Genomic DNA, 22,939 nt, shown 5'->3' with positions numbered 1-22,939 from the left:
GAGGAGTCCCGTGCCTTCGCAATCCATCAGCATTCAACCCGTCACGTTCGAGCACGTCCCCGGCGCGCTCGGCATCGGCACCGCGCGCCCGCGGCTGTCGTGGAAGACCACCGCCGGACCCGGCTGGGCGCAGACCGGGTATCAGCTCGCCGCGGTCCGCGGCGGGGTGGAGACGGTCGGCGAGTGGACGCCGTCGTCCGAATCCGTGCTGGTCGCGTGGCCGTTCGCGCCGCTCGCCTCGGGCGAGCGCGCCGAGGTGCGTGTCCGGGTCTGGGGAGGCGACCGCGAGCCGAGCACCTGGAGCGATCCCGCCGCCGTCGAGGCGGGCCTGCTCAACCCCGAGGACTGGACCGCCACGGCGATCGCCCCCGCGTGGCCCGAGGATCCGGACTCGGACCGCCGCCCGCCGCTCCTGCGGCGCGGCTTCGCGCTCGAGCGCCCCGTCGCGTCCGCGCGCCTGTACGTCACGGCCCACGGCCTGTACGAGGTCGAGCTCAACGGCCAGCGCGTGGGCAGCGACGCGCTCTCGCCCGGCTGGACCGTCTACGGCGAGCGCCTGCGCTACTACACGTACGACGTCACGGAGCACCTCGCCGAGGGCGAGAACGCGATCGGCGCGTGGCTCGCCGACGGCTGGTACCGCGGCCGCCTCGGCTTCCACGGCGGGCACCGCAACCTCTACGGCGACAAGGCGGCGCTGCTCGCCCAGCTCCACGTCACGCACGACGACGGCTCCCTCACCATCGTGGGCACCGACACCGAGTGGCGGGCCGGGTTCGGCCCGATCCGCTTCACGGGCCTGTACGAGGGCGAGGAGTACGACGCGCGGGACCTCCCCGCCGGGTGGAGCGCGCCGCGGTTCGACGACGGCGCGTGGCGGCCGGTCGTCGCCGTCGACCGCGATCCGCGCACGCTCGTCGCGCCCGACGGCCCTCCCGTGCGCTGCACGCAGGAGGTGCGGGCCGTCTCGGCGCGGACCGCGCCCTCGGGCAAGCTGCTCCTCGACTTCGGCCAGAACCTCGTGGGACGCCTCGCGATCACGGTCGACGGCGCGCCCGGCCACACCGTGACCCTTCGCCACGCCGAGGTGCTCCAGGACGGCGAGCTCTACACGCGGCCCCTGCGCGGGGCCGCCGCGACGGACCGCTACACGCTTGCGGGCGGCGGCCCCGAGGCGTGGGAGCCTCGCTTCACGATCCATGGCTTCCGCTACGCCGAGGTGGACGGCTGGACCGGCGGGGACCCGCTCGAGGGCATCGTCGCGCGGGTCTACCACACGGACATGGAGCGCACGGGCTGGTTCGAGTGCTCCGACGCGGACGTCAACCGGCTGCACGAGAACGTGCTGTGGAGCATGCGCGGGAACTTCGTGGATATCCCCACGGACTGCCCCCAGCGCGACGAGCGTCTGGGCTGGACCGGGGACATCCAGGTCTTCGCCCCGACCGCGAGCTTCCTCTACGACTGCTCGGGCATGCTCACGTCGTGGCTCAAGGACGTCGCGGCCGAGCAGCTCGAGGACGGCACTGTGCCTTGGTACGTGCCCGTGATCCCGGGCGGCGACTACTGGACCCCCATCCGCCCAGGCGCGGTGTGGGGCGACGTCGCCGTCCTGACCCCGTGGACCCTCTACGAGCGCTTCCGCGACGCCGGCGTCCTCGCCCAGCAGTACGAGAGCGCGAAGGCGTGGGTTGACCTCATGGATCGGCTCGCGGGCCCGTCCCGCGTGTGGGCGAACGGCCAGCAGCTCGGCGACTGGCTCGACCCCACGGCCCCGCCGGAGGACCCCACGCGAGCCATGACCGACCCGTACCTCGTGGCCACGGCGTACTTCGCGCGCTCCGCCGAGCACCTCGCCAAAATGGCGGGAATCCTCGGCAAGGACGACGACGAACGCCACTACGCGGCCCTCGCCGCCGAGGTCTCGGCCGCCTTCGCGAACGAGTACGTGCACGCCGACGGCGTCATGGCCTCCGACGCGCAGACCGCGTACGCGCTCGCGATCGTGTTCGGCCTCCTGCCGGACGAGGCTTCTCGGGTGGCGTCCGGTCGGCGTCTCGCGGAACTCGTCCGGGAGAACGGCTATCGCGTGGGCACGGGGTTCGCGGGGACGCCAGTGGTCTCGGACGCGCTGTCGCTCGCCGGCGAGGACGAGGCCGCGTACGGGCTGCTCCTCGAGAAGGAGTGCCCCTCGTGGCTGTACCAGGTGGCCCAGGGCGGCACGACCATCTGGGAGCGCTGGGACTCGATGCTTCCCGACGGCACGGTGAATCCGGGCGAGATGACCTCGTTCAACCACTACGCGCTCGGCGCGGTCGCGGACTGGATGCACCGCGTCGTGGCCGGCATCGCGCCGGCCGAGCCCGGGTACCGGCGGATCCTGTTCCGGCCGCGTCCCGGCGGCGGGCTCACGCACGCCTCGGGCCGGCACGAGACGCCGTACGGGACCGCGTCGATCGCGTGGCGGCTCGGGGATGGCGGGGCGCTCGAGGTCGAGGCCGTGGTGCCGACGGGGGCAACCTCCATCCTCGAGCTCCCGGGGGCTGAACCCGTGGAGCTCGGCCCGGGAACGCACTGGCACAGGGTGAACCAGTACGGGGCGGAGGCTGTCACTCCGGCGCGCTGACCGCATTGTCGCCGCGAGGGCGCACGTTTGCTGCGAGGGCGCACGTCTCACGGCGTGGAAGCGTGCGCTCTCGCGGGGAACCTGCGCTCTCGCACGGAACCTGCGCTCTCGCACGGAACCTGCGCTCTCGCACGGAACCTGCACTGTCGGGGAGGCCCGTGCTGGCTGGGACCTTGCTTGCGGCCCGACGTCGTCGGGTAATGGAGGTACTCGTACCGCCGTCGAAACGGAAGGTAACGCCATGACTACGACCCTGACGATTCCGGATCTCGAGACCGTCGCCGAACTGGCCGCGCAGCTGCGGGTGGATTCGATCCGCTCGAGCACGAGCGCGGGGTCCGGCCACCCGACGTCGTCCATGTCCGCCGCGGACCTGCTTGCCGTGCTCATGGGCCGGCATCTGCGCTACGACTGGGACCGGCCCGACGATCCGCGCAACGACCACCTCGTCTTCTCGAAGGGCCACGCCTCGCCGCTCGTCTACTCGGTGTTCCGAGCGGCCGGAGTGGTCTCGGAGAACGAACTGCTCACCGGCTATCGGCGCTTCGGCCAGCGACTCCAGGGCCACCCGACGCCCGTGCTCCCGTGGGTCGACGTCGCGACGGGCTCGCTCGGGCAGGGCCTCCCCGATGCCGTCGGCATCGCGCTCGCCGGGATGTACCTCGACAAGCTCCCATACCGCGTGTGGGCGCTCTGCGGCGACAGCGAGCTCGCGGAGGGCTCTATCTGGGAGGCGCTCGACAAGGCCTCCCACTATGGGCTCTCCAACCTCGTGGCCCTCTTCGACATCAATCGCCTAGGCCAGCGCGGCGAGACCGACCTCGGCTGGGACACCGCGGCGTACGCCCGCCGCGCCGAGGCGTTCGGCGCACGCGTCCTCGTGATCGATGGCCACGACATCGCGGCCATCGACGAGGCGCTCGCGAACGCGGAAGGCAGCTCGGCCAACGGCTCGCGCAGCCAGCCCACCGTGATCATCGCGAAGACGATCAAGGGCAAGGGCTTCAGCGAGATCGAGGACCGCCCCGATTGGCACGGGAAGCCGCTCCCCGAGGACATGGCCGAGCGCGCCATCGCGGAGCTCGGCGGCCAGCGCGAGCTGACGGTGCGCGGGCCGCTTCCAGAGGGCGGTGCAGAGGGCGGTGCAGAGGGCGGTGCAGACGGCGGTGCAGAGGGCGGTGCAGACCGCGAGTCACCCCACCGCCCTCCGGCCCACCGGGCCGAGCTCCCGCGGTACGAGCTCGGCGCGAAGGTCGCGACGCGCAAGGCCTACGGCGAGGCCCTCGCCGCGCTGGGAGCCGCGGACTCCGCCGTCGTCGCCCTCGATGCAGAGGTGAGCAACTCGACGTACGCCAACCAGTTCGCCAAGGAGTTCCCCGACCGCTACTTCGAGATGTTCATCGCCGAGCAGCAGCTCATCGCTGCGGCGACGGGCCTGAGCGTTCGGGGCTACAAGCCGTTCGCGTCGACGTTCGCGGCGTTCTTCACCCGCGCCCACGACTTCATCCGCATGGGCGCGGTCTCGCAGGCCAACCTCCGGCTCTCAGGCTCGCACGCGGGCCTCGAGATCGGCGCCGACGGCCCGTCCCAGATGGCGCTCGAGGACCTCGCCATGATGCGGGCCGTTCACGGCTCCACGGTCCTGTACCCGAGCGACGCGACGAGCGCGGCCGCCCTCGTCGAGCGCATGGCGGAGACGAGCGGCATCAGCTACCTGCGGACGACGCGCGGGGCCTACCCGGTTCTGTACGGCGCCGGCGAGGACTTCGCCGTGGGCGGGTCCAAGACGCTGCGGGACGGCAGCGACGTGACTCTCGTGGGGGCCGGCGTCACGGTTCACGCGTGCCTCGAGGCCGCGGACCGGCTCGCGGCGGAGGGAATCCGCGCGCGGGTCATCGACTGCTACTCGGTCAAGCCGATCGACGGGGCGGCCCTGCGCGCCGCATCGAGCGCGACGGACGGCCGGTTCGTCGTCGCGGAGGACCACCACCCCGAGGGCGGGCTCGGATCGGCCGTGGTCGAGAGCCTGCTCGAGGGCGGCCGGACGGCCATCCAGCTCGAACACCTCGCCGTCCGCGGGATGCCCGGCTCGGGCACGGGGGAGGAGCTGATGGCCTGGGCGGGGATCGACGCCGAGGCCATCGCGGAGGCAGCGCGGCACATCGTCGGGACGCGATGAATCCACGGGCCGGCGCTCTCTGAGACACACTCGAAGAGAGCGCGCCATTGATGCCCCGCGCCAGCGCCCGTCCTACTAATCTGAGTGCGACAGCACCACCTCGGCCACGGCCGGGGCCACCACAAGCCGGGAGCCGTGAATGACCGCGTGGGCCTCGCACCAAGAGGACGTTCCCCAGTCTGCGCTCGCAGAGCCCGTCCAGCGGGTCGGGAGCCTGTGGATCACGGGTCTCGTCCTGGTCAACGTCGGGATCAACGCCGCGTTCTTCGGCCCGATCCAAGTGCTCATCGGGCAGCAGGCGGAGGCGTTCGACGCGGGCAACAAGGAGGGCATCCTGGCCCTCATCACGGGGGCGGGCGCCGCCGTCGCCCTCGTGGCCAACCCGCTCTTCGGCGCGTTCTCGGACCGCACGTGGAGCCGCTTCGGCCGCCGTCGTCCCTGGGTGCTCATCGGTGCGCTGTTGGGCACGGTCGCGCTCCTGGGCCTCGCAGGCGCCCCGAACGTCGCCGCCGCGACCGCGCTGTGGTGCTTCGTCCAGCTCGGCGCGAACGGCGCGTACGCGGCGATCACGGCCGCGATCCCGGACCGGGCGCCGGTCGAGCAGCGCGGCACCGTGGGCGGGCTCGGGGCCATGGGCCAGACCGCCGGCGTGCTTCTCGGTGCGGTCATCGCGGCCGTGGTCGCCGGAAACTTCGCGCTCGGCTACATGATCTGCGGCGCCGCGCTCATCCTCGGCGTGGTCCTCTACCTCACGAGCGCCGCCGACGACCCGCTGCCCCGCGCCACGATCGGACCGTTCTCGCTCGGGCGGTTCCTCGCGGGCTTCTGGGTCAACCCGCTCCGCTACCCCGACTTCGGCTGGGCGTGGATCACGCGGCTCCTCGTGAACATCGGCAACCACATGGTCACGCTGTACCTGCTCTTCTTCCTCACGGACGCGGTGCACCTGAAGGACACTCAGGGCATCGACCCCGCGACTGGCGTGCTCATCCTGACGGGGCTCTACGCCGTGTTCGTGATCATCACGAGCGTGATCGGCGGGAAGCTCTCCGATCGCATGGGCAAGCGCAAGCCGCTCGTGATCGGCTCCTCGGTCATCATCGCGGCGGCCTCGCTGACCATCGGCTTCTTCCCGGTCTGGCCCGGGGCGATCGTCGGGGCCTGCATCCTCGGCGTCGGCTTCGGAACGTACCTCGCGGTCGACTTCGCCCTCATCACCCAAGTGCTCCCCAAGGCCGCCGACCGCGGCAAGGACCTCGGCGTCATCAACATCGCGAACTCGCTCCCGCAGGTCGTGGCGCCGCTCATTGCCTACCCGTTCGTCACGTTTTGGGGCGGCTACATCTCGCTGTATGTCGCCGCAGCGGTCATCGGCCTCCTGGGCGCCGTCTTCGTCACGCGGATCCGTTCGGTCGCCTGAGCGCGGGTCGAGCAGCGGGGCGCGCGGGTCGGGCAGCGGGCGCGCGGGAGGGCGCGTGTGGGCCGAGCAGTGGGCTGAGTAGCGGGCGCGTGGGCCGAGCAGCGGGCTGAGCGCGGACGACGGCGGCGCCCTCCCAGCGCGCTCCGAACGCGGCTTCGGCGCTGGGCCGGCGCGGGACCGGCCCGCCGTCTACGTGGTCGATTGGGACGCGGGGGCGTCACATGCGGGCTGTATAGTTGGGGGGACCCACGGCACCATCCCCAAGGCTTAGCCGCGGGTTCAGACCGTTACCGGACCCCTGCCGGAAAGAGGTTGCTGCGCCGTGCTCCAACTCCCCAAGGACCTGGTGTCGATGGAGGCCCCGCCGACGACGCCTCGCTTGGCCGAGCGCTATCGCAGCATGCTCGACTTCACCGCCGAGTTCGCGCCGCTTGAGTATCCCGAGGTCGAGGTGGCCGCCGTCGCGCGCCGCGCAGGGGTCTCCCTGAGCACCGCCTATCGCTACTTCCCGTCTGCTGCCCATCTGCTTCTCGCGCTGCATCGGCGCCAGCTCGTCGAGCTGCGCGAGCGGTTCACGGAGCGGACTCGGAACGCCAGGACCACCGAGCTCCGGTCCCGCGAACTCACGGGCGCCGCGATCGAGCTGCTCCAGATGCGGCTCTCGCAGCCCGCGGTCAACAGCTGCCTCGATGAGCTCGTCGTCCCCGCAGACCACGAGCTCGCGCGCCTCATCGGCGAGGTCGACGAGCTCTCGTGGTCCGTCCTCGGCCGCCTCGGCGGCGGCGCCGCGCGCGGCAAGAGCATCGTGCTCATGGTCTCGGGGCTCGTCGCTGCCATCCGCACCGGGCGACTGCTCCCGTACGAGGCCGAGCAGCAGCTCAAGGACGCGTGCGCTCTCCTCGAGCGCGAGATCAGCGCTTCACGTTTCGCGTGAAGCCTGGGGCTGGGCGCTGAAACTGTGCGCTGAGGCTGTGCGAGACCGGGGGATGCCCAGTACGGCTCGCTCCCCACAGGGCGACCCGGGGGGTCGCGCGTCATGCGAGGGCTGACGCCTTGCGAACGAGCACTTCGCGCTCGCGTTCGTTCCGGCACAGTCTGGCCGCGAGCTCGAGCTCTGCCCGCGCTTCGGCGGTCCGGCCCAGGCGGGTGAGCAGTTCGCCGCGGACGCTCGGCAGCAGGTGCGAGCCTGAGAGGCGGTCGGTGGCCACGAGATCGTCGACGACCGCGAGGGCCTGCCCGGGTCTGCCCGCCATCGCGATGGCCACGGCGCGGTTGAGCTCGACGATCGGCGAGGGAGCCACCCGCCCGAGCGCCTCGTAGAGCAGCACGATCCGCTCCCAGTCGGTCTCCGCGATCGATGACGCCTGAGCATGGCACGCCGCAATCGCCGCCTGCAGCCCGTACGGACCGAGCCCGCGCCCCGCGCCCGAGGCCCGGTCCAGCGCCGCCAACCCGCGGCGGATCGCCGAGTGGTCCCACAGCCGCCGGTCCTGGTCCTCGAGCAGCACGGCCTCGCCCGAAGGCCCCGTGCGGGCGGGGAAGCGCGCCGACGTGAGCTCGAACAGCGCGAGCAGCCCGTGCACCTCGGTCTCGTCCGGCAGCATCGCCGCAAGCATGCGCGAGAGCCGAAGTGCCTCGTGGGTGAGGTCGGTGCGGAGCAGGCTCTCGCCGGCGGTCGCCGTCGACCCCTCCGTGAAGATCACGTAGAGGACGCTCAGCACGCCCCCGAGCCGCTCGCGGCGCTCCTCGGCGGGCGGCAGCTCGAACGGCACCTTGGCGGCGGCGATCGTCTTCTTGGCCCGGGTGATCCGCGCCTGAACGGTCGGCACGGGAACGAGGAACGCGCGCGCGATCTCCTCGCTCGAGAGGCCCGCGACCACGCGGAGCGTGAGCGCCACGCGCGCCTCCCGCGAGAGCACGGGGTGGCACGCCACAAACATGAGCGCGAGGACGTCGTCGTCGACGCGGTCCGGATCCCACGGCAGCTCGTTCCCGCGGCCGTCCCCGATCCCGCCTCGGGCGCCGAGGGCTCCCGAGGTGGCCTCGCCCTCGGCGAGCTGGCCCGCCATGAGGGCGTACCGCGCGTCGAGCGCCGAACGACGGCGGAACGCGTCGATCGCGCGCCGCCGCGCCGTGGCGAGAAGCCACCCCACAGGGTTGGCTGGCTCGCCGTCGCGCGCCCACGCCACGAGCGCCTCGGCGAGGGCCTCTTGGGCGACGTCCTCGGCGAGCTCGAAGTTGCCCGTGTAGCGGGCCAAGGCCCCGACGATGCGCGCGGACTCGATCCGCCACACGGCCTCGACGGCCCGCCGCACGCGTTCGGTGCTGCGGGGACCGTCGGGGCCGTTGGCGCCAGGCAGACCTTCGGGTTTCCGGGGGCCGAGCTGGGGGTTGGCCGGCGTCAGAGCTGGCCGGTCCGCTCGCGCCACGCCCGCTCCTTGACCACCCACTCGTTGTCCTGCGGGAACTCGTCGATGCCCGGGACGCGGCGGATCTCGCACTTGCTCCCCGCCATGGCCGGCATGCGCTTGGCCCACTCGACGGCCTCCTCCTGCGACGCGACCTCGAGGAGGTAGAAGCCGCCGAACAGCTCCTTCGTCTCACCGTAGGGGCCGTCGGTGACCACCGGCGTCTCGCCGCTGAAGTCGACCACAACCCCCTGGGACGGGTCGTCGAGACCCTCGGCCGCGACGAGCACGCCCGCCTTGATGAGCTCATCGTTGAAGCGGCCCACGGTCTCAAGCATCTCGTCGAACGGGGTGGCCATCATGGTCGCGAGGGATTCGTCCGTGGCTCGCATGATGAGCATGTACTTGGCCATATCAATCTCCTTGATTCGGGGGCCGCCTTCCGACCCTGTCTATCTCAGGTCGAACGGGGCAGCAACGGATCGACACGGTCTGGAGAATCGCCGGGAAAATCTTCGACCGCTCGTCGCGGCGCCTCCCGGGGCTCCCGGAGTGGCCTAGACCGGTCTGGGTCCGGAGAGCCCGGAGGCGCCTCTCTGGTCCTCGATCGCCTCCGCGTTGGGGAAGCCCGGTCTAGTCCGCGTATGATGGCCGTACCTCATTTCCCCGAGGCCCCAGCCGTGCGGACATCCTCGCGCAGGCAGGCCTCCCGGAAGCGCCGCATCCGGCGCGGACCCCCGGACCCCATGTCGCCGACGCGACGGAGCGCCTCCCTGCCCGACGAAGCGCAGGGTGAGCGGTCCGCGCGCGCCGACGCCCGCCGTCGGCCGTTGGCGCCGGCGGAACGATCCAGGAGACCACTGCCGTGACTTTCTCGCCTGCCCAAGCGCAGCCCGCCCAGCCCCACGCCCAGTCCGCCCAGGCCCAGCCGATCACCGATGAGGAGATCTTCGCCGCGCACGAGGGCGGCAAGCTCTCGGTCGGGGTCGACCGCCCGCTCGCGAGCAAGCGGGACCTCTCGATCGCGTACACGCCCGGGGTCGCGCAGGTGAGCCGCGCGATCGCCGCGGACCCCGCGCTTGCCCGCACGCACACGTGGGCGTCCCGCCTCGTCGCGGTCGTCTCGGACGGGACGGCCGTGCTCGGGCTCGGCAACATCGGCCCGGCCGCGTCGCTTCCCGTCATGGAGGGCAAGAGCGCCCTGTTCAAGACGTTCGGCGGCCTCGACTCGATCCCGATCGTGCTGAACACGACCGACGTGGACGAGATCATCGAGACCCTCGTGCGGATCGCCCCGAGCTTCGGCGCCGTGAACCTCGAGGACATCGCCGCGCCGCGCTGCTTCGAGCTCGAGCGGCGCCTCATCGAGGCCCTCGACATGCCCGTCATGCACGACGACCAGCACGGCACCGCCGTCGTGGCCCTCGCCGCGCTCACGAACGCCGCGAAGGTCGTGGGCAAGGAGCTCGCGGGGCTGCGCGTCGTCATCGCCGGTGCCGGCGCGGCGGGCATCGCCGTCGCCGAGATCCTGCTCACCGCGGGTGTGACCGACATCGTGCTGCTCGATTCGAAGGGCGCCCTCCACGCGGGCCGCGGCGACCTGACCGGGATGAAGGCCGAGTTCGCGGCGCGCACCAACCCGCGCGGCGTCGCGGGCGGCACGGCCGAGGCGCTCGCCGGCGCGGACGTGTTCATCGGCGTCTCGTCCTCGACCGTGCCCGAGGAGCACATCGCCGCGATGGCCGAGGGCGCGATCGTCTTCGCGCTGTCCAACCCGGACCCCGAGGTGGCGCCCGACGTCGCGCGGCGCCACGCCGCCGTCGTCGCCACGGGGCGCAGCGACTTCCCGAACCAGATCAACAACGTCCTCGCGTTCCCCGGGATCTTCCGGGGCGCGCTCGACGCCGGGGCCCGCCGGATCACGCCCGCGATGAAGCTCGCCGCGGCCCGCGCGATCGCCGAGCTCGCCGAGGACAAGCTCTCCGCCGACTACATCGTCCCGAGCCCCCTCGATCCCCGCGTGGCCCCCGCGGTGACGGCCGCCGTCACCGCCGCGGTTCGACCGGGGGAGTAGCCGGGGGAGGAGCTGGCCCGAGGGCGCACGTTTCCCGCGAGGGCGCACGATTCCACGCCGTAGAACCTGCGCCCTCGCAGCTTCGGTGCACTCTCGAGAGATTGGTGCACTCTCGTGAGAAACGTTCGCTCTCGCGGCCCACTCGCTAGTCCAGCTAGGCTTGGCTCCCGTGGATGGACCTGCCCTCGCCGCCCTGCTGACCGGCCTCGCCCTCGCCGTGGCCGTGGCCGGCACCGTGGTCCCCGTCCTCCCCGGCAGCATCCTCGGCATTCTCGCGCTGCTCGAATGGGCCCTGTTCGGCGGCGCGGGTGTGGGCGGTTGGATCGTGTTCGCGATCGGAAGCGTCCTGTTCGCGGCCGGCATGGCAGTCTCCTTCGTGCTGACCGGCCGGCGCATCACGGCGCGAAAGGTCCCGAACGGCTCGATCGTCTTCGCCGCCGTCGTCGCGATCGTGGGCCTGTTCTTCGCGCCGATCGTGGGCCTCTTCGTCGGCTTCGCGGTGGGCCTTCTGGTGAGCGAGTGGGTGCGGACCCGGGACCTCCGGGCGGCTGCGTCGTCGTCGGTCGCCGTGCTCAAGGCCGCGGGGCTCGGCATCCTCGTGGAGTTCGGTTTCGCCGCGGCGGCGGCGACGGTCTGGGTCATCAGCGCATGGATCTATTTCGCGAACCGATGAGCCTCGAGCGGCCCGCCGGCCCGTCAGTGGGCTTCGTTAGCATGGAGCCCATGGCTTCCCGCGAGGTGGACCGCCAGCGCACGTTCCACGACCCGCGCGACCTCACGCCGTTCCGCGGCGTGCGGGTGTCCTCGCCTGTTCCTGGGCCCTTCGGTCGCTTCGGCCGCGAGCCCGCCGCGCCCCGCCTCCGCCGCTTCCCGGCGAGGGTCGAACGCAGCGTCTACGACGCCGTCTTCCGCGCCCGCGAGCCCGAGCGCCTCGTGGTGCTCGCCCGCTCGTACCCGGGCTGGTCCGGCCTCTGCTACGTCATGGCGGGCCTCATCGCCTACCGCGCGCACCAGCACGCGCAGGCCGCCGAGCTGCTCCGGCGCGGGCTCGCGGGCCAGAACGAGCTCGCCGCCTCCCAGTTCGCGGCCGACTACCTGAGCGCGTGGCGGCAGGGCGTCGAGGTGTCCGAGGGCGTGAGCGTCGAGGTCCTGTTCAGCGAGGAGGCCGTGTGCCTCGCCCTCGCGCACAGCCTGCGGGAGATCGGCCATCCGCGCGACGCCCTCGCCGCGCTCAGGCCGCTCCCGCCGTCGCTCCCGGCCTCGCTCGCGGCGTGCCGGCTCGCCGAGATCCTCGGCAAGCCCGCGGACGTCGTGTCCTGGACTGAGGGGCTCACCAACCGCGACGACCTCGCCGCCGCCCTCCTCATCCTCCGCGCCCGTGCGCTCCGCTCCCTCGGCCGCCGCGGCGAGGCGTTCGTCGCCGTCCGCGAGGTGACCCGCCGCCGTCGGACGTCGCTCGGGCTGCGCCGCGCCGCCCTGACGGAGCGCGCCCTCCTCGCGCTGGGCGTGGGTCGCCGCGCGCAGCTCGGCGAGGCGTACGACGGCGCCGCCCGCCCAGGCGCGAAGCGGACCAAAGACGCCGAGGTCAGGGAGCTATGGCTCCGCGACTTCGAGCGACTCACCGGCGAGCGGCCCGAGTAACCTTCCGGGCCGCGTGGTCGGTCTTGAGAGAGGAGCCGCACTTGACATGCGGACGGGTCTCGAATCTGCAAGAATCCGGCACCGGCGGGGTTGTTCCAGCGAGTGGGGGAATTCCAGCCGTTCCGTGTGGATGTGAGGGGTGCGGCGTCCACCGTGCGTGAAGGAGAGAAAGCCGATGAGCCAGATCAATGCAGTGCTGACCGCCACGGGCGAGGCCCACATCACCGGATCTGACGGCCGGACGTGGACCACGGCCTTCGCCGACCTGGACGCGGCCCGCGAATCGGTCCGCGAGACGGCGGCGGCTACCGCGGCCGCGATCGACGAGCCCGTGCACCTCGTCATCTCCGAGCCAGCCGGCGAGCAGCGCGTGCTCGTGCACGCGAACGGCGACGCCGAGGTGGATGCGCCGTACGGATCGGCCGGCCCGATGGGCTCAGTCGGCCCGATGGACCAGATGGGCTCAGTCGGCTCCTCGGGGCCTCTGGGTTCGGGCGGTCCGAGCGCCCACACGAGCCCAGTGGCCCCCGAGGCGCCCGGCGCCTCCCCGGATTCTCCCAGCCTGCCGCCCTCGCCCGCCCCGGGTCCCGCCCACGCGGCGCCGATGGCCCAGCAGTATGTCGCGGCGCCCGCCCCGGACAGCGGCCCGCATGACACGGCCGAGCTGCGCGCCGTCGCGTCGGGTCTGGCCGCCGCGTCGGGTTTCGCCGCCCCCGGATCTTGGGCACCCCAGACCGGTATTCCGGACGCGGTCCCGGTCGCTCCCGCCGCGGCGCCGCAAGCGCCGGCCTACCAGGCCCACGAGGGCGCCGGCCAGACTCCGCCGCAGGCTGCGCCCGACGAGGCCCCCCTCCAGACCCGCCGCCGCCGGCCGACGGCCGCCGACTTCGCGGCCTCGCGCCCCGCGGTCCCGCAGAGCCCGGCCCGCGAGGGCTGGCGCGGCGCCACCAACGCGCTCACGGGCGGCGCCCTGCGGCTCGCGCCCGGGGACGAGGAGATGACACGCCGCGAGTGGCGGGCCTCGATCCAGCGTGGGCTCGCCGGCCACAAGTGCGTCGTGTTCGTGAACCTCAAGGGCGGCGCGTCCAAGACGACCACGTGCTATCTCACGGCCGCGACGCTCGGCCGGGTCCGCGGCGGGAACGTGCTCGCGTGGGACAACAACGAGAACAAGGGCACGCTCGGCGACCGAGCGCTCTCCGCGGGCCACGACCACACCGCGATCGACCTGCTCGCGAACATCGATCGCTTCATGAATCCCGCGAACGCGCACGAGCTCGTCAACTTCGTGCGGGCCCAGGGCGAGAACAAGTTCCACGTGCTCGCGTCGCAGAACCAGGCCGGGGACAAGGAGGTCATCGACGGGGGCGCGTTCGTGCGGCTCCACACGGTGCTCCGGCAGTTCTACCACCTCGCGCTCGTGGACACGGGCAACGCGTCGACGGCTGCGACGTGGCAGGCCGCGGTCGAGATCGCGGATGAGATCGTGCTCGTCTCCATGAACAAGGAAGACTCCTCGAAGACCCTTGCGGCGACCGTGGACACCCTCATCGAGATGGGCTTCGCGGACAAGCTCAGCCGCGGGGTGCTGCTCGTGACCCAGCCCCCCGTCCCGTCGAAGAACCGCAAGACGCGCCTCGCGGCCAACGGGGAGCGTCTCCACCGCATCCGTGAGCACTTCGGGCACTACGTGCGGAAGATCGTCGTCGCCCCCTACGACGAGGCGCTCGACGACGGCGCGGACATCATCTTCGAGAACCTTGCCCCCGCGACCCAAGAGGCGTACCTCGAGGCCACCGCGTCGATCATCGACGGGCTGTGAACCCAGTCGACGGGCTGTGAACCCAGTCAGAGACTGACGCCCCCCGTTGTGGGGTCGCTGGCGCCCGGTTGTGGGGTCGCTGGCGCCCGGTTGCGGGGTCGCTGGCGCCCGGTTGCGGGGTCGATGTTAGAACAAGGACCCCGCAACGGGCCGGACGGGACCCCGCAACGGGCCGGACGGGACCCCGCAACGGGCCGGACGGGACCCCGCAACCGGCCGGACGGGACCCCGCAAAGCGCGGAGTCCCGTCCGGGGGCGATCGAGGAGGCGGCCCAGTTGCTGGGTGGTCAGCCGGCCTTGACGAGCGGCTGGGTGCCCGTGAACGGGCCGGTGCGATCGGAGTAGGCGAGCGTGAGCGTGGCCTTTTCGGTGGCAGCCTTGGCGCGAGCCGCGGGGGCCTTCTCCGACTCGGACTTCGCGGCCTCGCGGAGGCGCTTCGCGGCGGCGGAGGCGGCCTCGGAGGACTTCGCCGAGGCGGCGGCCTCGGCGGCTTCGGTCTTGGCGGCAGCGAGGAGCGCGTCTGCCTTGGCGACCACGGCGTTGCGCACGTGCTCGGATGCGCCGCTCTGCGCCTCCAGCGTCTCCGGGCGGTAGACGAAGACCTTCGCGCCGAGCTTGACCGTGAGCTTGGCGATCGAGATGGCGAGCTGGGCGACGCCTGCCACGAGCATCGTGCCGACCAAAGAGACGATCACGATCAGCAGCAGGAGGCCGCCGATCACGAGCGTGCCGGTGTACACGAGGTTCGTCACGAGAAGTCCGTCGTTCACGCCATCTCCCATCCCCAGAGATTGTCGAGAGAAACGTCCGGAGTCTGCGAGTCGACCCGAACACACCCCATTGTTCCGCACGTCCAGAGGTGCAGTTCAACCACGTGACGGTGATGTTGTGGAAAAGCAATGGAGACGTTATCGAACGCGACAGTGAGCAGTAACTGGTAGTGACGCACACCACATTTTCGCCCTCGGGGAACAAGGTCGCGGGGCCCGAGGTTGCCGCACGTGTGGCTGCGCTCTCCGTTCTCGACCTCGTCCCCATCGTCCAGGGCTCGGACGTGTCCGGCGCCTTCGCGAGCGCGACGCGCCTCGCCCAGATCGTCGAGGAGGCCGGCTACGAGCGGCTCTGGTACGCCGAGCACCACAACACCGAGGCGCTCGCCTCCAACGCGACGGCCCTGCTCATCGCGAACGCGGCCGCGAACACCTCGACCCTTCGCGTCGGCTCGGGCGGGATCATGCTCCCCAACCATGCGCCGCTCGCGGTCGCGGAGGCCTTCGGGACGCTAGCGAACCTGTACGGCCCGCGCATCGACCTCGGCCTCGGGCGCGCGCCTGGCACCGACCCGCGGACCGCCGCGGTCCTGCGGCGCGGCGCGAGGGACGACGACGAACAGCACTTCGCGCGCAGCATCCGCCTCCTCGCGTGGTACTTCGGCGAGCAGGAGGATGACGCCGAATCGGTCCAGCTCTCCTACGGTGTCCACGCCGCCGTCGCGCGTGGCACGAACGTGCCGCTCTGGGTCCTCGGGAGCTCGACGGCGGGCGCGGCCATCGCGGGCCAGCTCGGCCTTCCGTACGCGGCCGCGAGCCACTTCGCGCCGTTCCAGCTCAGCGAGGCGATCTGGACGTACCGGCAGGCGTTCAACCCGTCCGCGCCCACCGCTCAGATCTCCGAGCCGTACGTCATGGCGGGCGCGAACCTCATGGTCGCCCCGACGCGCGAGGAGGCCGAATACCTCTTCACGTCGCACCAGCAGATGTTCCTCGCGATCCGCCGCGGCCAGCGCGGCCCCATCCGGCCGCCCGTGCGCGAGATGGACTGGGCGCCCCACGAGGAGGAGATGGCCACGTCCGCCCTCCGCGTCTCGGCCGTCGGCACACCGTCCGAGGCCGCCGACTTCCTGCGGACGTTCGCGGCCTCCTTCGGGGTCGACGAGGTGATCCTCACGGGCTACGCGCACGATCCCGCGCTGCGCGAGCGCAGCTTCCGACTGCTCGCCGAAGAGTGGGGCCGAGTCCCGGCGGCTTAGGCGGCGGGTTAGCCTGCGGGGTCCTCTCCGGGTTAGCGGCGGCCTAGGCCGATCGTCATCGAGAAGCCGAACTCGCGCCAGATCTGCCCGTCGTCCCAGCCGTCGGGCACGGACTCGGCGCGGAGCTCGAGGACCGAGCCGACGCGCGTGAGCGTGAGGACCGTGCGGCGCCCCTCGCCGAGCGAACCCGCGACGGCGGCCGCGGCGCCGTCGAACGTCTGCACCGTGAGCGGGCCGCCGCCCGCGATGAACAGCACCCGCCGCAGCTGCCGCACGTGCCGCAGCGCCACGACGACGTCCCGGTTCACGTAGCCCACGAGCGGCCGCCCGCCTGACGTCGGCACGACCGTTCCGATCTGTTCGCGGTGCACGCTCTGCGCCCCGGTCACGTGCGCGGCATCCTCCCAGGCCGTTCCGCGCGCACCCGTGACGAACAGCGAGCCGATCGCGGATTGGCGCGGGTTGAGGCGGACGACGGCGTCACGCGGCGAGAGCGCCCGCGTTCCGAAGGCGGGGGCCGGGTAGAGGCGCGACTCGGGCGGGAAGTCGGGCGGCGGGGCGCCGGCAGGCCGCTCGAGGGTGAGGCCGTCGTCGGGCCTGATGCGGCGAGTGAGGTACGGGACGTCGACGGGGTGCTGATCCGCCATCACACGTCCAGCCCGAACTCAGCGCCGACGCCGGCGAGCCCGTTCTCGTACCCCCGGCCCAGCGCACGGAAGGCCCAGCCGCCCGCGTCGCGGAAGAGCTCGCCGAACAGCACGGCCTTCGCCGTACCGGGCTTGGCCGGGGGCGCGTCGAAGCGCACGAGCTCGGTGCCGTCCGGGCGGGTCACGCGGATGTACGCATCGTGGACGGTCCCGAACGTGCCCGGGCCCCGGACCTCGGGGTCGACGTACGTGACGAACGCGATGCGCGTGACGTCCTCGGGAACCGCGCCGAAGTCGACGTCGATCTGCTCTGCGTCCGAGCGCAGCGTGCCCTCGGCGAGGGAGAACGCGATGCCGGGGGACGCCGTCGTCAGTTGATTGAAGAACACGAGGTGCTCGCGCGTGAGCGCTCGGCCGTCCTCGCCGCACACGATCGCGAGGGCAACAGGCTCGGCGAGCGGTCCCGCGCCGGGCTCGACGGTCCAGCCCATGCCGACCATGACGCCCGCGAGCCCTGGATCGCCCGCCGTGAGCGCGAGCGTCCCTCCCTCGGGAAAAGCGCTCATAGGTGGCCGCCCTTCTGGGGCTCGGTTCTCTGGGTTTCGCTCGTCTGCAGCTCTGCCGTCGGGAGCTGGCCCTGGATGCGGACGCCGTCGACGTCGAACTTGTCGCGCAGGAAGCGGCCGTGCGCGCTCAGCTCGGCGATCGCGCCGATGCGCACCTGGTGGTCGAGGTCGCGCACGGTCGCATGGAGGATATCGAGCTGCTCCAAAAGCTTCTCGGTCTCGGGGGTGCCCTCGGCCTGCGTCTCGGGTGGGAGGGCCTTGTAGACGCGCAGCGACGTCGGGAGGTAGTCGGAGGCGATCGCGTGGAGGAGGACGCGCTGCTCCGTTGACGCGCCGTGCTCGGCGACGTAGTCGATGAGGAGCCGCAGCACGTCGTCGATCTGGCGCATGTGCGAGGACGCGAGCGTGGGCAAGAGGCCGCCCGCGCGGCGGATCGAGCTGCGGAGTTCGGCGAGGGCGGCGCGCGTCTCCTCGAGCTCCTCGGCCTGGGTGCGGGGGAGCTCGTCGTCGACGATCCGCTCGGGTTCCCGCCCGCCACCGAAGAGTGAGCCGAAGAACTTCGACACCATGGACTCACCATAGCGGGTTTGCCGGGGGCCCTCGGCGGGCCGATCAGTACGGTTCGTCCGCCGTGGGCAGAACGTCCTTGTAGACGTCGAAGCTGCACGGGAACGCGACGCCGAACATCGTGTCGATCTCGGGGTCCACACCGTGCGAATCCCCGAGCCGGAGCGCGACGATCGTGTTGATGAGCATGCCGCCCGCGAAGAAGTCGCGGGACTCCTGCTCGGACATCCCGGCCTCGTCCCGCACGAGCTGCCAGATGCCCAGGAAGCACGCCCGGGCCTCGGGCCCGATCACGGGATCGCCGCCGAGCAGGAATGCCTGCATGAGCACCTGGTGCAGCCCCCGCTCGGCGATGAGCCCCACGTAGGCCATGCCCATCCGCTCGCGCCGCTCGTCGCCGTCGGGCCCGGGGATCGCGGCGCGGAACGCCTCGGCGAGCACGCGCGAGGCCCGATCGAGGACGGCGAGGAAGAGCTTCTCCTTCGTGCCGAACATGCGCACGACGTAGGGCTGGCTCACGCCGGCGGCCTTCGCGACGAGGTCCGTCGTGGTCCCGCCGTAGCCGTTGGCGGCGAACACCGCGGTCGCGTCGCGGAGGATCAGCTCGCGCCGCTCCGCCGCGGGCATCCGGGTCCGGGGAGCCTCGTCGATTTCCATGCTTGACATGTTATCAGATGATTACTTAGCCTTTTAGTAATCGATCGATTACTAACCGCCATCCCCTCGCTTCAAGCCCCATCTCCGCGTCCACAAGGAGTCATCATGGCCTCCCTCAACTCCCGCCCCACGCGCCCTGCGCGCCCCGTGTGGGCCGTCGTCGCGGCCGCATCCCTGCCCATGTTCATGGCCACCCTCGACAACCTCGTGGTCACCAACGCCCTGCCCACGATCCGCGCGAGCCTGGGCGCCTCGATCGACGAGCTCCAGTGGGTGGTCAACGCCTATACGCTCGCGTTCGCGGGCGCGATCCTCCTCGCGGCCGGCCTCGGCGACCGCCTGGGCCGACGCACGGTCTTCCTCGCCGGAACCGCGCTCTTCACTGTGTCTTCCGCGCTCGCCGCCCTGAGCTCGGACCCGGGGCAGCTCATCGCGGCCCGCGCCCTCCAGGGGATCGGCGGCGCGGCCATCGTCCCGCTCTCCCTCGCGCTCATCACGGGCGCCGTCTCGCTCGAGAAGCGCGGCATCGCGATCGGCATCTGGGGCGGCGTGTCCGGCCTCGGCGTCGCCGTGGGGCCGCTCGTGGGCGGCCTCGTGCTTGGCGCCTGGCCGTGGGAGGCGATCTTCTGGATCAACGTCCCGACGGGCGTGCTCGCCGTCGCCTTCGCGCGGCTCGTGTTCCCGAACGCGCGGGGCGAGCGCGAGGCCCTCGACGTCCTCGGCGCCGTGTTCGGGAGTGGCGCTACGGTGGCCCTCGTCTACGGGATCATGCGCGGCGGGTCGATCGGCTGGGGCGCGGGCGAGACGATCGAGTGGCTCGTCGCGGCCGGGGTGCTCCTGGCCCTGTTCCTCGGATGGCAGCTGCGCGCGAAGTCCCCGCTCCTGCCGCTGCGCCTCTTCCGGGACCGGCCGTTCACGGCGTCGAACGTCCTCGGGTTCGGCATGAGTTTCGGGATGTTCGGGGCGATCTTCATCCTCATCCAGTTCCTCCAGCTCGTGCAGGGAGACACGGCGCTCGAGGCGGCATGGAAGACCGCGCCGTGGACGCTTGCGCCCATGGTCGTCGCGCCGACGGCAGGGCTGTTCCTCTCGCGGATCGGAGCCCGCCCACCGATCGCCGCCGGACTCGTCCTGCAGGCCACTGCCCTCGGCTGGATCGCGCTCGTCCTGACCCGCACGGTCGACTACGCGACCCTCGTGCCGCCCTTCCTCCTCGCGGGCATCGGGATGGGCCTCGTGTTCGCCCCGCTCTCGACGGCGCTTCTCGCGACGCTGACCGAACGTGACCACGCGAAGGCGAGCGGCGCCAACGCGACGCTCCGCGAGGTCGGAGTGGCCCTCGGCATTGCCGTCTCGACCACCCTGTTCACCACGTGGGGCGGGACCCTCACTCCGACGGGCTTCGTCGACGCGGCTCGGGCCGTGGTTGCTGTGTCCGCCGCAGTCCTCGCGGTCACGGCCGCGGCCTCGGTGGCCGTTCCCGGAAGCGCCGGGAAGGTCGCCCGGGAGCGGGCGGCTGAACATGCCGGGGTCCAGGATGCTCGGGTTCAGGACGCCGGGGTCGGAGTCTGAGCTCCCGTGAGCCCGGCCCAGCGCACGCCGCACAGCGGTTCACGCCGGGCCGGGCCCAAGCGCGGCTGCCTGAGGCGCTCCATCGGGCCATGGGTGGCGTAACCTCGTGGCATGCCCAAGAGCCGCACCCGCAAGCCCAAGGGAAAGTCAACGAACCCTGCGGACCGGCAGCGCCGGCGCATCGGGGTCCTCGTCGACGCCCTCGCCCACGACTACGCGGTCTGGGCCGCCGGCACCGCCGCGGAGGAGGAGCCCGACCCAGCGGCGCAGGCGGACTTCACGGCGTTCGCTCTCGGGCAGCTCGACAGCGTCAAGTACTTCCTGTTCCTGCTCGGCGCGGGCGACGGCCCCGCAGGGAACCTGCGCATCAACCCGCGCTTCGTCCCCGACGCGCTGGATGAGTTCCTCGACACGGACGACGTCGACGACCTCCGCTACCTCGTCGGGACACTTATCGACTGGGTCACCTTCCTCGAGGAGACCCAGCGCTGGGACGGCACCGCCGAGGACCTCGCCGAGGTGAGCGAGCTGCTCGACGCCGAGGCCGAGTCCGTGGGCGGGATCGTCGACGCGAGCCCCGACCTGGCCGTGCCGCGGCGCGAGCCGACCGAGGAGGAGTCGCTCGCCTTCGCGACCGCGGCGCCCCTCGTGCTGAACGCGCGCGCCCTCCTCGACTGGGTCGGCGAGGGCCGCCCCGTGACGTCCGACGGCGCGCTGACGCCGGCCGAGGCGGTCGAGGCTGCCGGGCTCGTGGGGAAGGGCGCCGCGGATCCCGCGCGCCGGCTCGCTCGGCTGTGGGAGAGCCTCCGCAATTCGGAACTCATCGAGGTCGAGGAGGCGCACGCCGACGACGACGGCGGGACCACCGCCCGCCTCGGCGAGGACGCTGCGCGGCTCGGCACCGGGGACGCCCTCGGGCGGCTCGAGGCGCAGTTCCTCGTGACCGAGTTCGTGATCGTGACGTGCACCGAGGCCGGCACCGGACCGCACGGGGACTCGGTCGGCGCGGCGCTCATGACGCTGCTCCAGCGCGCGGTCCTCGAGGAGCCCGTGCCTGTGAAAGTCGTCGAGGACCTGCCGCTCGAGGCCCCCGACGAGACCGAACCGGCCGAGCTCCAGATGGTCTCGCTGCTGCTGCTCGACGAACTCCGCGAGCTCGCCGTGCTCGGACTCGCGGACCTCCGGAAGGGCCTCGTGGACGTCCCGGTGGCCGTGCTCGACGCCGTGTACGACGCGTTCGAGGCGCCCGACGGCGAGGAGACCTGGGAGGACGTCGAGCCGGAGGGCAGGGAGTCGGAGGGCAGGGAGTCGGGTGGCGCTGGCTGAATCTGCGCTGGCTGAACAGGTGCTGGCTGAACTGGTGCGCGTGAGCTGCCACGCGCCGTCGTCCGCGGGGATGCTGAACTGGCGCGCGCCGTCGTCCGCGCGGGTGAGGGCGCGGGCGAGCCGCTAGCCCGCGCTGCCCTCCTGGCGGCGCACGCGCTCGATGTGCGGGCGGGCCTTCTCGAGGCCCTGCTCGAGGGCGTGGACCGTGCTCTCCATGCTCTTCGCGGCTTGGGAGCGGAAGGTGTCGATCGCGTCCATGGTCTGGTAGAGGTTCGCGAACGCGCGCTCGAGCGTCTCGACGGACACGCCCGAGCTCGTGGCCTGCTGGTGGATCCGGCCCGTCTGCTCCTTGAGCATCTCCGAGGTCTTGAGGATCATCGCGTTGGTCGTGGTGTTGATCGCGTCGATCTGGTCGAGCACGAGCTTCTGGTTCGAGAGCGCCTGGGCCGTGATGACGGCGGTGCGCAGCGCTGAAACGGTCGTGGCCCGGGCGCGGTCCACGCCCTTGATGAGCTCGTTGTTGTTCTTGCGGATCACGTCGATCGCGAGGTAGCCCTGCACGGAGACCGCGAGCTGCGTGAGGATGTCCTGGCGTCGCTGGCGGACTGGGAACAGGACGTCCGCCTCGAGCTGCTGCGCGTGCTCCGTCTCGCCCTTGGCGCGGACCTCGGCGATCTTCTGCACCGTCGCGTCGTCGAGCTCCTGCGCGAAGACCGCGTACTCGGAGAGCTGCTGCATGACCTCCCAGAGGTTCGACTTCTCCTGCGCGAGCGCCGCGTTGTCTCGGAGCAGCTCGTCCTGGCCGGACATGAGGGCCTTGATGATGTGGTTGAGCTGCGCCTGCGCCGACTCGTAGCGCTGGAAGTACTTCGCGACCTTGTTCCCGCCCGGCACGAAGCCCAGGATCTTGCGGCCGCTGCCGAGGTCGGCGCGGTTCGGCGTGAGGCTCTCGACCGTCTGGCGGAGCTCGCCGAGGGTCGACGCGACGTAGGTCTGGGCCGTGTCGCCGCTCTTCTTGGCGCCGCGCACCGACGTCGACGCGCGGTCGAGGAGCCGGCCCGACGCGTCCGAGGACGCGATGATCTCGCGCCCGCCCACGCGGTTGAGGCCCTCGACCTTGCGCGCGAACTCGGGGCTGCGCGAGTCCAGGGCCGCGACCTCGGACACCCACGCCTTGGCCTGCTGCGCGATCTGCTCCTGGCGGTCGGCGGCCACGGGGACCATGCCCGGCGCTTCCTCCTCCTTCACGACCGGAGCGGCGTCCGGCGCCTGGAGCACAAGGGCTTCTTCGGTGGGGTCTGGAGGGGTCAGAGGGGTGCTCATCGGGGGTCTCCTTTTTCGCTGCCCGGCCTCGGACTCAGGCTACCTCGCCCAACGGGGGAAGGGAGGGGGAGGTTCCCGGGGC

General features: G+C 71.9%; 19 protein-coding genes. 11 read left to right on the top strand and 8 right to left on the bottom strand.

Annotated features, from left to right (window positions below; translation table 11 throughout):
- The first annotated feature begins 10 nt into the window (after positions 1 to 10).
- From ACOKR1_RS19085 to ACOKR1_RS19070, 4 genes are all read left to right on the top strand, one after another.
- Positions 11 to 2,626 (top strand): family 78 glycoside hydrolase catalytic domain, encoded by a 2,616-nt coding sequence (locus tag ACOKR1_RS19085; RefSeq protein ID WP_422934459.1) that lies wholly within the window; start codon positions 11 to 13, stop codon positions 2,624 to 2,626.
- A 241-nt stretch (positions 2,627 to 2,867) separates the two neighbouring features.
- Positions 2,868 to 4,805, top strand: a complete 1,938-nt coding sequence (locus tag ACOKR1_RS19080) for a transketolase (RefSeq protein ID WP_422934458.1) — start codon at positions 2,868 to 2,870, stop codon at positions 4,803 to 4,805.
- 139 nt (positions 4,806 to 4,944) lie between these two features.
- Complete coding sequence (locus tag ACOKR1_RS19075) at positions 4,945 to 6,225, top strand: MFS transporter (protein WP_422934457.1); 1,281 nt, start codon at positions 4,945 to 4,947, stop codon at positions 6,223 to 6,225.
- Positions 6,226 to 6,547: 322 nt separating this feature from the next.
- Positions 6,548 to 7,159, top strand: coding sequence for a helix-turn-helix domain-containing protein (locus ACOKR1_RS19070; protein ID WP_422934456.1), 612 nt, complete (start codon positions 6,548 to 6,550; stop codon positions 7,157 to 7,159).
- A 100-nt stretch (positions 7,160 to 7,259) separates the two neighbouring features.
- Here ACOKR1_RS19070 and ACOKR1_RS19065 read toward each other — a convergent pair whose 3' ends face one another.
- Together ACOKR1_RS19065 and ACOKR1_RS19060 are read right to left on the bottom strand one after the other, a co-directional pair.
- The gene (locus tag ACOKR1_RS19065; protein ID WP_422936691.1) at positions 7,260 to 8,585 is read right to left on the bottom strand and encodes an RNA polymerase sigma factor; all 1,326 of its coding nucleotides are present in this window, start codon (positions 8,583 to 8,585) and stop codon (positions 7,260 to 7,262) included.
- 41 nt (positions 8,586 to 8,626) lie between these two features.
- Positions 8,627 to 9,046, bottom strand: coding sequence for a YciI family protein (locus ACOKR1_RS19060; protein WP_415856808.1), 420 nt, complete (start codon positions 9,044 to 9,046; stop codon positions 8,627 to 8,629).
- A gap of 518 nt (positions 9,047 to 9,564) precedes the next feature.
- Between ACOKR1_RS19060 and ACOKR1_RS19055 the strand changes: the two genes are divergently transcribed.
- The 4 genes from ACOKR1_RS19055 to ACOKR1_RS19040 all read left to right on the top strand — a co-directional run bounded on the left by ACOKR1_RS19055 (position 9,565) and on the right by ACOKR1_RS19040 (position 14,170).
- Positions 9,565 to 10,707, top strand: coding sequence for an NAD(P)-dependent malic enzyme (locus tag ACOKR1_RS19055; RefSeq protein WP_422936690.1), 1,143 nt, complete (start codon positions 9,565 to 9,567; stop codon positions 10,705 to 10,707).
- 169 nt (positions 10,708 to 10,876) lie between these two features.
- Positions 10,877 to 11,380 (top strand): DUF456 domain-containing protein, encoded by a 504-nt coding sequence (locus tag ACOKR1_RS19050; protein ID WP_422934455.1) that lies wholly within the window; start codon positions 10,877 to 10,879, stop codon positions 11,378 to 11,380.
- A 50-nt stretch (positions 11,381 to 11,430) separates the two neighbouring features.
- A complete protein-coding gene (locus tag ACOKR1_RS19045) occupies positions 11,431 to 12,348 on the top strand; it encodes a hypothetical protein (protein ID WP_422934454.1) in 918 nt (305 codons plus the stop codon).
- A gap of 175 nt (positions 12,349 to 12,523) precedes the next feature.
- Complete coding sequence (locus ACOKR1_RS19040) at positions 12,524 to 14,170, top strand: MinD/ParA family ATP-binding protein (RefSeq protein ID WP_422934453.1); 1,647 nt, start codon at positions 12,524 to 12,526, stop codon at positions 14,168 to 14,170.
- 287 nt (positions 14,171 to 14,457) lie between these two features.
- Here the strand turns inward: ACOKR1_RS19040 and ACOKR1_RS19035 are convergent, their stop codons facing one another.
- On the bottom strand, positions 14,458 to 14,940 hold the full coding sequence (locus tag ACOKR1_RS19035; RefSeq protein ID WP_422934452.1) for a hypothetical protein: 483 nt from the start codon (positions 14,938 to 14,940) through the stop codon (positions 14,458 to 14,460).
- A gap of 170 nt (positions 14,941 to 15,110) precedes the next feature.
- On the opposite strand from ACOKR1_RS19035, the gene ACOKR1_RS19030 reads away from it, so the two are divergent.
- Positions 15,111 to 16,199 carry an LLM class flavin-dependent oxidoreductase gene (locus tag ACOKR1_RS19030; RefSeq protein ID WP_422934451.1) on the top strand — a complete coding sequence of 363 codons (1,089 nt, stop codon included), beginning with the start codon at positions 15,111 to 15,113 and terminating at the stop codon, positions 16,197 to 16,199.
- Positions 16,200 to 16,231: 32 nt separating this feature from the next.
- Here the strand turns inward: ACOKR1_RS19030 and ACOKR1_RS19025 are convergent, their stop codons facing one another.
- The 4 genes from ACOKR1_RS19025 to ACOKR1_RS19010 are packed head-to-tail and all read right to left on the bottom strand — an operon-like array spanning position 16,232 to position 18,636.
- Entirely contained in the window at positions 16,232 to 16,846 is a 615-nt protein-coding gene (locus ACOKR1_RS19025) for a hypothetical protein (RefSeq protein WP_422934450.1), read from the bottom strand.
- Positions 16,846 to 17,412 (bottom strand): TerD family protein, encoded by a 567-nt coding sequence (locus ACOKR1_RS19020; RefSeq protein ID WP_422934449.1) that lies wholly within the window; start codon positions 17,410 to 17,412, stop codon positions 16,846 to 16,848. The genes ACOKR1_RS19025 and ACOKR1_RS19020 overlap by 1 nt, the downstream gene beginning before the upstream one ends.
- Positions 17,409 to 17,981 carry a hypothetical protein gene (locus ACOKR1_RS19015; protein WP_422934448.1) on the bottom strand — a complete coding sequence of 191 codons (573 nt, stop codon included), beginning with the start codon at positions 17,979 to 17,981 and terminating at the stop codon, positions 17,409 to 17,411. The genes ACOKR1_RS19020 and ACOKR1_RS19015 overlap by 4 nt, the downstream gene beginning before the upstream one ends.
- A 43-nt stretch (positions 17,982 to 18,024) precedes the next feature.
- Positions 18,025 to 18,636 (bottom strand): TetR/AcrR family transcriptional regulator, encoded by a 612-nt coding sequence (locus ACOKR1_RS19010; protein ID WP_422934447.1) that lies wholly within the window; start codon positions 18,634 to 18,636, stop codon positions 18,025 to 18,027.
- A 105-nt stretch (positions 18,637 to 18,741) separates the two neighbouring features.
- Between ACOKR1_RS19010 and ACOKR1_RS19005 the strand changes: the two genes are divergently transcribed.
- A complete protein-coding gene (locus ACOKR1_RS19005) occupies positions 18,742 to 20,208 on the top strand; it encodes a DHA2 family efflux MFS transporter permease subunit (protein ID WP_422934446.1) in 1,467 nt (488 codons plus the stop codon).
- Positions 20,209 to 20,319: 111 nt separating this feature from the next.
- Positions 20,320 to 21,534, top strand: coding sequence for a hypothetical protein (locus ACOKR1_RS19000; RefSeq protein WP_422934445.1), 1,215 nt, complete (start codon positions 20,320 to 20,322; stop codon positions 21,532 to 21,534).
- Positions 21,535 to 21,657: 123 nt separating this feature from the next.
- Here the strand turns inward: ACOKR1_RS19000 and ACOKR1_RS18995 are convergent, their stop codons facing one another.
- A complete protein-coding gene (locus ACOKR1_RS18995; protein WP_415856030.1) occupies positions 21,658 to 22,857 on the bottom strand; it encodes a toxic anion resistance protein in 1,200 nt (399 codons plus the stop codon).
- Positions 22,858 to 22,939 lie beyond the last annotated feature (82 nt).

The sequence above is a fragment of the Sinomonas sp. P47F7 genome, assembly GCF_049332655.1.
In the GTDB taxonomy this organism is placed as follows: Bacteria; Actinomycetota; Actinomycetes; order Actinomycetales; family Micrococcaceae; genus Sinomonas.
This window is presented reverse-complemented; position numbering and strand designations above follow the sequence as displayed.